The following is a 14,639-nucleotide window of genomic DNA, read 5'->3' as shown; positions in this document are numbered from 1 at the left end:
TCTCCAAAACAAAAAGACAAATCAGTGATTTCACTGATTTGTTTTTTTGTGGGAACCTTTCTTTAAGAATTTGAATCAGAGGATATTAGTCGCAAGAATCGCACTTTAAAATGCTTAAAATTATTGACAAAAAGACAAAGTCAATATATTATTATATTGAGTAATAAAGCGCTTACAAAAGGAGGTAGAAATGAAGCACAATCAGTCGTTTGAAAAAAGAAATCGTTATGGAATTAGAAAACTTAGTGTTGGGATTGGTTCCGTTTTAATTGGGATGTTCTTTTTGGGCATACCACAAACTACGATTTTGGTACAAGCTGATGAAACAACCGATTCAGCCACTACTGAAACAATCATAGAAGAACCTACCAAAGAAGAGTTAGCTATGGTTAACCAACCAAAAGCAGATTCTTCTATGGAAGCAACTCCTAAAGCTGAAGTCGTAGCTGTTAGTGAAGAAGTTCTTAGCGAATCAGAACAAGAGGGTGAAGCACAGGTCACAAAAGAGTCTGAAACTAATATTGCTCTTAATAAGACATACACCAGTTCAGGTGTTGAAGCCAATACCACTTATATTGAGAATTTAGCTTTTGATGGCAATCTTGATACCCGTTATTCCTCAGCGAGAATGAAAACAGGTCAATCAGAGACGGCAGAACAAACACCACAATGGCTACAAATTGATTTAGGAAAAAAAGCTGAGATTAACTCTATAGAAGTTGATTTCTTTAAAAAAGTTTATGCCACAGATTATGTGATTGAAAGTTCAGCCGATGGACAAGGTAATTGGCAACAAATTAGTCATAGGACAGACTTACACCCCAATGCCACTCTGCAAGACCCTAAAGACACCATCACTTTTACACAACCTGTTATTAGTGAGCGTTATTTGAGGTTCCATTTTAATAAGGTTAATCATTTTGCAGGTGGGAATGCGGTTTCTGTTAAAGAGATTGCTATCATGGGCAAACTTTTTGACAAAGAACCAGCCACCAATCTAGCACTTAACAAAACCTACAGTAGCTCAGGAATAGAAACTAATACTTCTTATACCGAAAATTTAGCTTTTGATGGCAATTTTGACACCCGTTATTCTTCGGCAAGAATGAAGACAGACCGTACAGCAACGTCACCACAAACGCCACAATGGTTACAAATTGATTTGGGTCAAAAGGCAGAAATTGAGTCTATCACGCTTGACTTCTTTAAAAAAGTTTACGCGACTGATTATGTGATTGAAAGTTCAGCTGATGGACAAGGCAATTGGCAAGAAATTAGTCATAGAACACAATTACAGGCTAGTGAAAGCCTTGAAGATCCTCAAGACTTAATCATTTTTGGCACACCAATAACTAGCCAGCGTTATTTGAGATTCCATTTCAACAAGATTAATCATTTTGCAGGTGGCAATGCGGTATCTGTTAAAGATATTGCGATAATGGGAAGATTGCTTGAAGAGGCACCTGAGACAAGTCCCGCTACCAATTTGGCACCACATAAAGCTTATAGTAGTTCTGGTATTGAAGCAGGAACTACTTACACAGCAGACTTAGCGTTTGATGAAAATACAGAAACGCGTTATTCTTCAGCAAGAATGAAGACAGACCGTACAGCAACGTCACCACAAACACCTCAATGGTTACAAATTGATTTGGGCAGAAATGCTGAAATCGAATCGATTACACTTGACTTCTTTAAAAAAGTTTATGCGACTGACTATGTGATTGAAAGCTCAGCAGATGGTCAAAATAACTGGCAAGAAATTAGTCATCGAACAAGTCTAACACCTGATGCTAGCTTAGAAGACCCTAAAGATGTGATTACTTTTTCTAGTCCTGTTATGAGCAATCGGTTCTTGAGATTCCGTTTCAATAAAATCAATCATTTTGCAGGTGGAAATGCTGTTTCAGTTAATGAGATTACCATTATGGGTAGATTAACTGGAGAAGCGCCAGTTGTTATTAATCCTCAAGAAAAACTAGAACAAGCCACTCTTGCTGTTGATGGCAACCGAGTAGTTCTAGCCAATATTTCTGAGGATGATGTTTATAGCTATGAGATTATCGGTTCAAACAACCAATACCTTGTTGATAATCAAGGGAATATCTCATCTTATCGCTTAAATGATCAAACAGTAACCCTTTTAGTCGCTGTTAGAAATAAAGCAACATCAGAATTACTAGCAACCACTAAAATGAATAAAACCATTCAGATTGGAGCGCATCATGAAGAAACGGTGACTGGGACCAATCAAAAGCCTCAACTAGCCATTGATATTCAAGAATTCTTAGCCGGTGAAGGTCTTTTGTCTATCGCTGAGGGTGATACTGTCTATGTTGATTCTAGCTTCCAAAAACAAGTGGATTTATTCAACGAAGATTTACAAAATATTCTTGGCTTTAAATTGAGTGCCGGAACACAAGAAAATGCCAAAATTAAGTTTATTCTAACTAACGATTATAACTTGAAAGAAGAAGGTTATCTTCTTCGTGTTCTAGATGACACCATTGAAGTCTATGCTCACGATGCGAAAGCCTTTAACTATGCTGCCGTTACCATGGCTCAAATGTTGCAAAAAGATCAAGCCTTAACACGAGGCGTTTATCGTGATTATCCAAATTATGAAATTAGAGGAATGGTGCTTGATGTGGCAAGGGTTCCAATGCGTATGGATTTCCTTCAAAAAGTATCCAAACTCTTTAGATGGTATAAATTAAATGAATTGCATCTTCATTTTAATGATAACCAATGGCCATCAGGCTCAAGAGCTGATGCTGAAAACTGGAAAGTGACTGAAACAGCCCATCGTCTTGAGAGTCCAGCATTCCCATCGTTAAACAAGCAAGCGTTTAAACACGATCGCTATGAAGGTGAATATGATTTCTATCGCAATGTTTATGGGAATCCAGCCTATAGTATTGAGGACTTCAAAGCTTTCCAAGAAGAAATCCAGTCTTATGGGGCTCACATTTTGGCGGAATTTGATAATCCTGGACACTCTGCGCATTATAGCTTATATGCCTTAAATAATCCAGATAACATTGATTATCTCGGTAAACCAATTCATCACCCATCTGACCTAGAAGCATTAGCTATCAATGAACAGGCTTATCCTGAACAAACTGAGCGTGCTAAACGCTTTATAAAAGATTTGATTGATAGCTACTTAGACAATGATATTCTAAGCTATTCGCAAATCCATCTTGGGGTTGATGAATACTGGGAAAAAAATGGTAACATTGAAAGCTTTAGAAACTACTTAAATGAGTTAAACCAACTGGCTAAGTCTCATGGGAAAACGTTGAGAACTTGGGGTGCTTTGACTCAGTTTAATGGTCAAACACCAGTTGATAAGGACATTATCTTTGATGAATGGGCACAGTACGAATCTCTTACCGTTGATCGTATCAATGAAGGCTATCGTGTGGTAAATGTCCCTCAACCATTTACCTACGTGACACCAGGACGTTATCACAAAGATATCATCAATGAACAGTATGTCTTTGAACATTGGAATCCAAGAGTCTTTAATCTTGGCGTTGCAAAAGATAAACAAAATGCCCTAGAAGCTGAGCCATTAATCTTAGGAGCCAAAGGAGCTCTTTGGGGTGATGAACACCGTGAAGGGATTGAAGAGAGTGATTTATATGATCGTTTAGAAAAATCACTTGCCATGATTGGTTATAAGACATGGTCAGGTAATGCTAACAGAAGCTTTATTGATTATCAAAAAGCACTAGAAGCAACCAAATTAAAAAATAATTATTTACCACTAAAAACCAATTCAGAAGTCTTGGTTAATATCGATGCTGCACATGTCGCAGAAGGTAACATTTATGATTTAAGTAGTAATAATCATGTTTTCCAAAATATTAACAATGTGGCAGTCGTTGAATTAGAAGATAATGACAAGTGGTTTGCCTTTAATGGTGATAATTATCTAGCAAGTGACATCGAAACCATTTCACTGCCATATACTTTAGAGATGACTATTCGTCCAACAGATAGTAATAGTGGTAGTTTACTTGCCAGTCGTGATGGTGCTATTTTCCTTAATAAAAAAGGACGCCGCCAATCTGGTGAAGTTGTAGATGGTTTCATGTTGAACCGTTATTTCTACAGTCAAAACATCACTAATCCACTTGAAGCAGGAAAAGACTATAAACTCACCTTTACTGCAACAAGAGAAGCTCTCATTGTCTACATCAATGGTGAACAAGTGGCAAGCTTTGCTCATCAAGATGAAACAGCAAGAAATTCAAACACTGAAGGCAACTTTAGAACCAGCTTTAATCTACCATTTAAGAAAATTGGTGAAGGCTTTAAAGGTTATATCAAAGACATCAAAGTCTATAATCGCTTTAGCGAGTCTGATGAAATAGGCAAAGAAAACCTTGAAAAAGTTAACATTGCTCTTCATAAACCAGTCTACTCTCAGAGAAATAATTCTGCTTTCTTTGATCAAGGTATTCGTTCTTATAGTCGCTTTAAGGTAACTGATGGTGACCTTGTTGCAGGCGATGGTCGTTGGAATTCAAGTAATACAGATAGTGATTTCTTCATTGTTGACTTAGAAAACCCACAAGAATTTTCAAGTATTGAAGTCATTTTTGACAATGCAAGAATTGCTGATTCCTTTAAAGTACTAGCCTCAAATGATTTAGAAAGCTTTACTGAATTAAAAACAATTAGAGCTAACCAGTCAGAGCGTGTGACTATTGATACAGGTCGTCAAGCTGCTCGCTATGTTAAATTTGAAACCCTCAAGCGCCAAGCGGGTAAAAATGAAATTGGTGTGAGAGAATTCAGAGTTTACCAAACAAGAGGTTCTAAAGAAGAATTAGCAACAGCCTTCAAACAAAAAGCAGTGGCTTTGACTGATAGCCAATGGTTAGCAATCAACAATGTCTTAAACAATAAGTTTGCTAGCAATCAAGCTATTCAAGACGCTAAAAATCAATTAGGTATTACTTCTGATACCAATGATAACCCTGACATAGAAGATGCTGAAAACGAAGAAACAGTTATTGGTAATTTTGGTGCTATTCCATCACAATCTCAACTAGACTATCATAAACAAGAATTAGCAGCCTTTATCCATTTTGGTATGAATACCTTTACAAATCGTGAATGGGGGAATGGTCAAGAAGATGTTAATCAATTTAATCCAACTGAACTGGATACTGATCAATGGATAAAAACGTTAAAAGACACTGGCTTTAAACGTACAATTATGGTTGTTAAACATCATGATGGTTTTGTGCTTTATCCAACCGAACATTCTAATCATAGTGTTGCCTCAAGTCCATGGAAAAATGGTAAAGGGGATGTTTTATTAGAACTCTCAGAGTCAGCAACAAAATACAATATGGATTTAGGTGTTTATCTTTCTCCGTGGGACGCTAACCACCCTAAATATTCTGTTGCAACACAAGATGAGTATAATGCTTATTATCTCAATCAATTAAAAGAAATTTTGGGAAATAACAAATACGGAAACAATGGTAAGTTTGTCGAAGTCTGGATGGATGGAGCAAGAGGTAGTGGCGCTCAAAATGTGACCTATACGTTTGAAGAATGGTTTAATTACATTCGTGAGCAAGAAGGTGATATTACTATCTTTTCAAATCAACCAACAAATGTTCGCTGGATTGGTAATGAAAGAGGTATTGCAGGTGATCCAATCTGGCACAAAGTGACTGAACAAGCTATTAAAAACGGTCCAACAAACGCATACCTAAATACAGGTGATCCAAATGGTGATTTGTATTCTGTGGGTGAAGCAGATGTTTCTATCAGACCAGGATGGTTCTATCATGCTAATCAACAACCAAAATCATTACGAGATTTGATGACTATTTATTTCAAATCAGTAGGTAGAGGAACTCCGTTACTACTGAATATTCCACCAGATAAACGTGGTAAATTTGCTGATGCTGACATTGAAAGATTGCATGAATTCCATAATACGATTGAAGAAATGTATGCAACTGACTATGCTAGAAACGCTTCAGTGACTGCCTCCTCAACTAGAAAAAATACAAAATATAGTACAGCTCATCTCACTGATGGTGATGATAATACCACTTGGGCTTTATCAAATGATGCAACCACTGGTTCATTTATCGTTGATCTTGGTCAAGAACAAACCTTTGATGTTGTAGAATTAAAAGAATTTATTCAACAAGGACAACGAATTGCAGGCTTTAGAGTTGATGTTGAAGTTGGCGGTCAATGGATTGAATATGGTAGAGGTAGCACTGTTGGTTATCGTCGTTTAATTCAAGGAAAACCTGTAACCACAAGTAAAGTCAGAGTGACAATTACTGATGCGTTAGCTACCCCAATACTAAGCAATTTCTCACTTTATAAAGTACCAACTAGTATTGAAGTAACTGATGGGTTCCCTTTGGGTCTTGAGTACAAATCTAATGATTTAGCAGACACTAAGAATTCAACATGGCGTAAAGAAACAGAAGGTGTTCGTGGAACATCTATGTGGACAAATCAACAAGGTGCGAGTGCTGAGTATACTTTTAGTGGTACAAAAGCTTACGTTGTTTCTACAGTAGATCCTAATCACGGTATTATGGAAATCTATATCGATGGTCAAAAAGTTGATGAAGTCAATACACAAAGTTCTGTGAGAAAGAGAAGTCAACTAGTTTATGAAACCTCTGATTTAACTAATGGTCAACATACCATCAAGTTAGTTGCCAAAACAAATCGTGCCATCGCAACAGAAGGTATCTTCGTTTTAAACAATGATGGCAATGGTATTTTCGAAATTGAACAAGCAACATACCATGTTGCTAAAGGTGAAAATGTTAGTCTTGTTGTTAAGAGAAATGGTTCATCTGATAAAACATCTTCCATCAAGGTGATAACAGAACCAGGAACAGGTGTCCATGGTAAGGTTTATCAAGATACCACTCAGACCCTAACTTTTGCCCCAGGTGAAACAAGTAAAACAATTGACATACCAACGATTAAGTATCCAGACTCAGATGGTAATTTATTTGATTTCTTTGTTAAATTAGTGTCACCTTCAGAAAAATCACTTCTTGGGTTTACAACAATAGCAACCATCAATGTTGTACCAGAAACAGGTTTACCAGATTATCGTAGAGAAGTAGCTGATGATGCTAGTGAAATCATCTACCATGGAACATGGTTTAATAAAACTGGAACTAACAAATGGAGTAACTTCCCTAAAAATACTGACGAAGACAAACAAGATATTAGTCTAAGTATGTTCTTTGAAGGTGAAGGTATCGAAGTTATTGGGCATGTCGATCCGGGACATGGTATTTATATCGTTGAGTTAGATGGACAACCTCTTGAATTTAAAGAAGGTTACGGTCATTCTACTATTGTAGATGGTGTAGCATATTTTAGTGGTAAAGCTAACCAAAGACAAGGCAATCAAAAACTAGTCAATTTAGCTAATCTTTCAAAAGGTGTTCATTCCCTAACAATTCGCTTAGATCCAAATAAAAATGATAAAACACAAAATATTGGTATTCAAGTAGATAAATTTATTACTTTAGGTAGAACTTCACGTATTTTATCTAAGGCAGATGCTTTAAGTGATAAACGAGCATCTTATGAAGAATTGACTGGCTATATCAATTTAGCACAAGATAAAGTGTTATATCAAGAGAAACTAGATGCTTTGAAATCTGAGTTAGAAAGAAATCTTCCTAAATTGGTAATCATCGAACAATTAACACAAGAGTTAATTGAGTTGATTAGTGATGCTGAGGAGGATAATAATGGTGAGACACGCATTCCAAACAATTTCCCAACCTATGAGTTACCAGAATCAGACTTTGTGGCTGAAACTAAAGTACCAGATACTGCCCCAACAACTGAGGACAAGCCATCAATTGAATTTAGCAATGGTAGTGGCGTCGTCAATGACTTACCAGAATTAGCCTTCTCAACAGAAAAACGTGAGTTAAAAGATGATGCGTCAGGTGTCTTGGTTCAACTAGAAGTCGGTGAAATAGCTCATATTTCTGGCATCAGTGTAGGCCATAAAGAAACCCAAGATCCAAATACACCAAATGTGCTTAAGGATCAAGACTATGACTTATTTGACATCTCACTTGTTGATGCTAAAGGTAACGTGGTTAGTCCACTAAAAGATACCTTAGTTATCATGCCAATCGATGATGGAAAAGTCGTTGAAAAAGTGGTTTACCTACCAAATACTGACCAAGAAGAAGAGCTTGATTTTGAAATGACACCATACGTAGATGCTGATGGTGTGACTCGTCAAGGCGTTGTCTTTGTCGCAAAACACTTTAGTGAGTATGGTATTGTGTACAAAGAAGTCTCAACACCAAAAACGAAGATTCCTAATAATGCTCCAACGGCAGAAGATAAACCAGTCTTTGAAGGAACCCTTGAAACAGCTGTACCAAACACAGCACCAAGTCATGAGTTGCTAGCCTTTGATGGCAAGTTAGCACCAATGAGTAGTGAAGCTGGTCATAAGGCTAAAGGTATGTCTGAGAAGAAAACTGACCAAGCCTCTTCAACAACACAAGCTAAAGCTTTACCAAATACTGGTGATAATTCAAGTTCAGCAGTATTAGGAACCATGTTAGCTTTATCGTCACTCGCTTTATATGGCTATGGCAGAAAAAGACGTGAGAATGAATTATAATTGCTAATCAGTTCTCTCCAAAACAAAAACATATCAGTGATATCACTGATATGTTTTTTTATGATTTGAAAAAATAGTCGAAATCTTCCTGTGAAAGACCAATCATAGGATCAATGGTCAACAAATTTTGTTCCGTCAATCTTGTTGGTTGTCTATCATCTGTCTGATGACTTGATTCTACTGTTTTATCTGATATGACTTGTTTTGTAGTAGTTATTTGTTCCGTCACTTTTTCAGGTTTAAAGCGTTCAATGAGAAAAGTGTTTCTTTGGCTGCCTACGTGTTGTGTGGCATATTGAAAGGCATTAAAGTCTCCTAACATGACGAGCTTATGTTTAGCACGTGTAATAGCAGTATAAAGGAGATTTCGTTGTAGCATACGACTGCTTTGTTGTGTTATTGGTAAAATAACAACGGGAAACTCACTTCCTTGAGCTTTATGAATGCTCATCGCATAAGCAAGGGTCAATTTATGCCAATCATTACGGGCATAAGTCACTTCAACACCATCAAAATTAATCGTCATTTCATCTTGTTTGGATTCGGTATACTTAGCAGCTATCAATTCAGTAATATAACCAATATCACCATTAAAGACATTGCTCTCTGGATCATTCACCAGATGAAGAACCTTATCATTGACTCGAAAACGATTGTCATTAAAGGAAAACTCTAATTGGTCATTCAAAGGATTAACTAATTCTTGGAGTAATTCGTTAAGATAAGTAATGCCAGCCTGTCCGCGATACATTGGGGCAAGAATTTGGATGTCTTTGGCAGCAATACCATTTTTAAGAGCGGCAGAAACAATTTTTGCTACACTTTCAGGAATAAAGGGTGTCTGACATTCAAAGTAACTTCGGTCAACTTGTTTCGTAGTAAAATCATTTGGCAAAACACCTTCTCTAATCTTGCTGGCTAAGTCAACAATGGTTGATTGATTAGACTGTCTAAAAATCTTTTTCAAGCTAACCTTAGGAAAATCATCAATCTCTAGTAAATCTGCCAAGACTTGTCCAGGACCTACAGAAGGCAGTTGGTCACTATCCCCCACAATAATCACTTGCGTTGATGATGAAATAGCAGAAAACAATTGATTGGCAAGCCAAGTATCAACCATAGAAAACTCATCAATAATTATTAGATGGGCATCCAGATAATCATCAAGAATTTGATAATCGTTATCACTATTTAAACCAAGATGCCTATGGATGGTAGCACTAGGTAATCCAGTCAACTCATTCATACGTCTAGCAGCTCTACCTGTTGGTGCGGCTAGAATAATTGGAGAGTTATTATCAGAAAGAGACAGTTCATGTAGGTTAGCAAAACTTTGAATAATGCCATTAATAATGGTTGTCTTTCCTGTTCCAGGTCCGCCGGTCAGAAAGAAAATTTTACTCGTCAAAGCTTTTTCAATAGCTTCTTTTTGACTGTCATCATAAGTCATATGATGGTTTAATTCAACTTTTTTAATTTCCTCTTTAATCGCCTCTACACTTGGAAAAGGTAGTGAAGGAGAATTATCTAAGATCCGTTCTATATGTTTTTTAATACCTGATTCAGCAAAAAATAAACTATTATCAAAAATTTTGGTATCACTATTTTGAATTTTTCCAGTCATCAACAACTGTCTAAGTTCATTAGCAACATCAACCTCAGGAATGGGTGTTTGACGTGCTTCTTCTAGAAGCAATAGGCTTTTTTCAAGTAATTGTTTGGCTTCAACATAGGTATCACCCGTCTCAAGAGACGTCTCAAGTAAGGCATGTAAAATAGCTGCTTGAAAACGCTCAGGGGAATCATCAGAAACGCCAAGTTGCTGAGCTAGCTGATCGGCCATTTTAAAACCAATCCCTTTAACATCCTCTACTAATTGATAGGGATTCTTAGTGATAATGTCCAAGGTTCTTTCTTTGTAGGATTCAAACACTTGAATAGCTATTTGATTTTTAAGCCCATACTCTGCTAATTTCGATAAAATTTGTTCTGTCCCGTAGTTGATTTTTAATTTTGCAAGAAAAGCTTCTTTATTGACTTTTGATAAACCACTTATCGTATCCAGATGAGAAGGGTCTTTCAAAATACTATCAATCGGGTCCTCGCCGTAGAGAGTAATAATCTTTTCTGCTGTTTTTTTGCCAATTCCTTTAAACTGTTGGCTAGAAAAGTAGTTGATAAGCCCTGCTTTTGATGGTTTTTCACGTTCATATCGTGACATTTTCAATTGTTCACCATATTTAGGATGCTTTGTTAATTCTCCCCAAAAGGTATAATTTTCCTCTTCAAAAATATCAGCCATAACACCAGTGACAATAATCTCAAAATCATCAAAGTCACTATCAGTATCTTCAATTTCTAAAAGGATAATCTTAAAAAAATTAGTTGGATTGTCATAGATTACTCGTGTGACTGTCCCGGAAAAAAAATATGTCATCATAACCTCATAAATTCTTTAGCTGATGATAGAGAAAAACACGGCAACCCGTGTTTTAATCATTATCAAATGTGCCAATTCTAGAAAGTGGCCAATAGCGGAACTTCACTTCACCAATGATGGACTCTTTTGAAAAAGTTCCTACTTCACGACTGTCTTTAGAGACAATTCTATCATCACCAAGAAGATAATATTGACCTTCAGGGACAGTGATACTAAAGCTTGGGTTGCCAGCTTTATTAGTAGTAAAAGCTCTAGAATTTAAAGCTAATTCTTTAAAGAGAGCACTGTAAGAATATGTTTTTTGTAATTTGTCTTCTTTAAAAGCTTTTTGGTACTCTTCAAGATAAGGTTCATCCACCACTTCACCATTGACAGTTAAAACATCATTATCGTAGCTGATGGTATCTCCTGGGACACCAATGACTCGTTTAACAATCTTTTTATCACCCTCTTCTTTAGCTACCACAATATCAAAACGATCAATATTAGCAACTTTCACAACAAATAGTCGCTCACCATTTGATAAGGTTGGGTCCATAGAGTGTCCATCTACAAGGACATTGGCCCATAAAAATAACCACGAGAGGAAAAATAGTGTCATAAAGAGGATAAATCCTCCCCATTCTTTAATAAAATGTTTCATTGATATCCCTTTCTCTGCTAACAATTAAAGTAATTGTTTAGCTTTTTCTGTGTTTTTAAAGTGTAATTTTGCTAAGTGCGATAAAGTGGATAAGTCAAATTTTTTGATAATCTCACTAGCGACTTGATCTGATTGGTGTCCAGCACCACTTGGTAAGCTAACACCAACTGATTGTCCAAGTTCATCAAGATTTTTTAAAAATAAATAACGAGCAATAATAGAACTCACCGCAACTGCCAAATATTTTCCTTCAGCCTTTTCTTCAAAGGTTAAGGGACTTGAGAAGCGATTTTGTTCTTTTGACAGATAGGCTTCATAGTTTTTTGGGCTAGTAAAGGCGTCAATAACAATTTTTTTAGGCTTTACGCCTTGTTGTAATAACAAATAAATGGCTTGATTATGAAGAGCTACTTTGACTGATACAGCATTGTGCTTTAATCCCTTACCAACAACCTCATTGTATTTACTTGGAGGTAGCAGCAAAGATTTATGCGGTATCTTTTCTTGTAATAGAGGGGCAATTTCTTTAATTTTACCATCAGTCAATGTTTTTGAATCATCGACACCCAATTCTTTTAGAAAAGAATGGTCCTTTGGCTCCACAAAACTAGCGACAACAGCAATACCACCAAAATAAGAGCCATTTCCGACTTCATCTGAGCCAATTATGGCAAGGTTTTGATGGCTAGATGATGTTTTTTCTTCCTTTGCTACTGGAAAACCTAAAGCTTGGACCAATGGTTGTGAGTTTTTTCCTTGAAAAACCACCTTACCTGAGCTATAGACGGAAACACTAACCCCTTCTTTTTTAGCAGCAAATAAAACATAAGGATTGTTGCTGTTAATCTGATAAGGAGCTAATTGTTTTTTTAATTTAGTGAGTTCTTCTGTCTTATCCACTTGAATGACAATAGTATCCATAGAAATATTTTATCATAAAAAAGTTTTTTTAGGTCTTACAGACTTTCAAAAAACAATAAAATCAAACTAATCATCAAAGAAAACACAAAAAATTAAAAATAATAGAGAATATCGGTGGCCTTGCTTTAATTTCCTGAATGAAAACGTTATAATAGGATTATGATTAAAAATAAAAAAATAAAATGGCTATTTGGCATAGCACTTAGTGTCTTAGCAATCACATTTTTGCTAGTCTTTTTACCTCAAATCAATTCTCAAAAGGAGAATGTTTCAAAAGAATTACCAACAAAAACAACGATTTCTAAGGAAGAAAAGAAGGTTGAACCGTCAAAACCAAAAGAAACCTATCATCTGAGTGAGGCAGAAAAAGAGCAGTTAAGACAACGTTTTACGAGTTTGAAAGAGATTAATCAAGAAGTGATTGCTTATATCTATGCACCAGGAACACAACTTGATGAACCGGTACTTCATACGGGTGATAATCATAAATATTTGGAACAAACCATCACTGGTGAGTATTCCCCTTATATGGGTGCAGTGTTTATGGATATGGACAATCATCCAAATTTTCAAGATCGTTTGACTTGGCTATTTGGACATGCAAGAGGAAATACTGTTCCTGATCATAGGATGTTTAATGACGTCAATTTTTATGACGACCAAACATATTTTAATGAGCATCCTTATCTCGTGATTGAAACACCTGAACGTTATTATTACTATGAAGCAGCATTTATGATTATTGTGCCAGAGACGACTGCTTTTTATAGAACTAGTTTTGAAAATGATCAAGTCTTTTTAGAGCAGCTAAGAGAGGTTCAAAAAGAGGCTATTGTTAAAAATGAAGCTATTGAAATCAATGCTTCGGATCGTTATTTGGTGCTTTCAACCTGTCGAGAAGAAGATGAGACTATCAGATCAAACCTATATCTAAGACAAATTCCAGATACTGAATTACCAGAATTTTTGGCAAAAAACAAAGAGAAATTAACCTATGTGCCAACAAGGTGAACTCATCTGGTAGAAAATAGCTTTGAGATTGTCAAATTTTAAAAAATCGTTATAATAAAATGTAAGAGGTGACGTATGGATAATAAAAATCGTTATAAATTTACTTTTGGAGATAAATCTTTAACTCTAACAACGGATAAAGATAATCTATTTATGGAAGAAGTTGAGCGTGTTGCTAGAGAAAAATATGAGGCTATTAAGCAAAAACTACCACAAGCTGATAATGAAACGGTAGCGATTTTGATGGCTGTTAATACTTTGTCAAAACAACTGGTCAGAGAAATCGAATTTGATAAAAAAGAAAGAGAATTAGAAGAATTACGTGGCAAATACATGGGTGATTTACAAGAAAAAATCAACGCCAATGAAGTAGGTGACGACTACTAATGTTATCACTTATCATCTTATTATTACTGGCTTGGCATTTCTATATTGGCTATTCACGAGGGATAATTCTTCAAGGCTACTACTTTTTAGCAACTATTATCTCACTTATTATTAGTAGCTTATATTACAAACCCTTAGCCAAAGCTATCACACTATGGGTACCCTATTCTAATCCTTCTGAGGATGTCAAAGTTTTCTTTTTTACCGATGTTCCAATTTTTGAATTGGACAAGGTTTATTATGCGGGTGTTGCTTTTTTAAGCATCTTCGTTGCCAGCTATTTAGCCTTTCGTCTACTAGGCATCTTTATGAACTTGATGGACTTGGACCTCTATGACACTCTAACCTTTAACTGTATTAGTGGTGCTTTATCGGTTTTAATGACCATGCTCTTTTTCAATATGGCATTAAGCATTTTAGCAACGGTTCCGATTCCTTTTATCCAAAACATCCTTTCAAAAGAAGTGATGACTCAGTTATTGATTACATTTTTCCCTTCAGCTTTCTTAATTAAAATGCTGTGGGTAACAAACATACTAAAGTAAGGAATTTCCTTGCTTTTT

7 protein-coding genes and 2 pseudogenes are annotated in these 14,639 nt (G+C 36.0%); 6 read left to right on the top strand and 3 right to left on the bottom strand.

Features of this window, described 5'->3' with window-relative positions:
• Nucleotides 1-190: 190 nt before the first annotated feature.
• From N7659_RS08200 to N7659_RS08190, 3 genes and pseudogenes are all read left to right on the top strand, one after another.
• Nucleotides 191-4,780: pseudogene (locus tag N7659_RS08200) on the top strand (discoidin domain-containing protein); the annotation flags it as partial.
• Between the two features lie 228 nt (nucleotides 4,781-5,008).
• Nucleotides 5,009-7,321 (top strand): annotated as a pseudogene (locus N7659_RS08195) (alpha-L-fucosidase); the annotation flags it as partial.
• An 843-nt stretch (nucleotides 7,322-8,164) separates the two neighbouring features.
• Entirely contained in the window at nucleotides 8,165-8,674 is a 510-nt protein-coding gene (locus tag N7659_RS08190) for an LPXTG cell wall anchor domain-containing protein (RefSeq protein WP_411575289.1), read from the top strand.
• 58 nt (nucleotides 8,675-8,732) lie between these two features.
• Here N7659_RS08190 and N7659_RS00680 read toward each other — a convergent pair whose 3' ends face one another.
• From N7659_RS00680 to rnhC, 3 genes are read right to left on the bottom strand one after another with little or no spacing between them, the layout of a single operon-like run.
• Entirely contained in the window at nucleotides 8,733-11,111 is a 2,379-nt protein-coding gene (locus N7659_RS00680) for an ATP-dependent RecD-like DNA helicase (protein WP_263275328.1), read from the bottom strand.
• A 55-nt stretch (nucleotides 11,112-11,166) separates the two neighbouring features.
• The gene (gene lepB / locus N7659_RS00675) at nucleotides 11,167-11,757 is read right to left on the bottom strand and encodes a signal peptidase I (protein WP_263275327.1); all 591 of its coding nucleotides are present in this window, start codon (nucleotides 11,755-11,757) and stop codon (nucleotides 11,167-11,169) included.
• A gap of 24 nt (nucleotides 11,758-11,781) precedes the next feature.
• On the bottom strand, nucleotides 11,782-12,678 hold the full coding sequence (gene rnhC / locus N7659_RS00670; RefSeq protein WP_263275326.1) for a ribonuclease HIII: 897 nt from the start codon (nucleotides 12,676-12,678) through the stop codon (nucleotides 11,782-11,784).
• A 159-nt stretch (nucleotides 12,679-12,837) separates the two neighbouring features.
• Between rnhC and srtB the strand changes: the two genes are divergently transcribed.
• The 3 genes from srtB (at nucleotide 12,838) to N7659_RS00655 (ending at nucleotide 14,621) form a co-directional block, all read left to right on the top strand.
• On the top strand, nucleotides 12,838-13,689 hold the full coding sequence (gene srtB, locus N7659_RS00665; protein ID WP_263275325.1) for a class B sortase, LPKTxAVK-specific: 852 nt from the start codon (nucleotides 12,838-12,840) through the stop codon (nucleotides 13,687-13,689).
• Between the two features lie 75 nt (nucleotides 13,690-13,764).
• Nucleotides 13,765-14,076 carry a cell division protein ZapA gene (zapA, locus tag N7659_RS00660; protein WP_263275324.1) on the top strand — a complete coding sequence of 104 codons (312 nt, stop codon included), beginning with the start codon at nucleotides 13,765-13,767 and terminating at the stop codon, nucleotides 14,074-14,076.
• Nucleotides 14,076-14,621: a CvpA family protein gene (locus tag N7659_RS00655; protein WP_263275323.1), complete on the top strand. Its 546-nt coding sequence runs from the start codon at nucleotides 14,076-14,078 to the stop codon at nucleotides 14,619-14,621. Before zapA ends, N7659_RS00655 begins: the two co-directional genes overlap by 1 nt.
• The last annotated feature ends 18 nt before the right edge of the window (nucleotides 14,622-14,639 follow it).

The sequence above is a fragment of the Streptococcus sp. CSL10205-OR2 genome, from assembly GCF_025660655.1.
GTDB lineage: Bacteria > Bacillota > Bacilli > Lactobacillales > Streptococcaceae > Streptococcus.
This window is presented reverse-complemented; position numbering and strand designations above follow the sequence as displayed.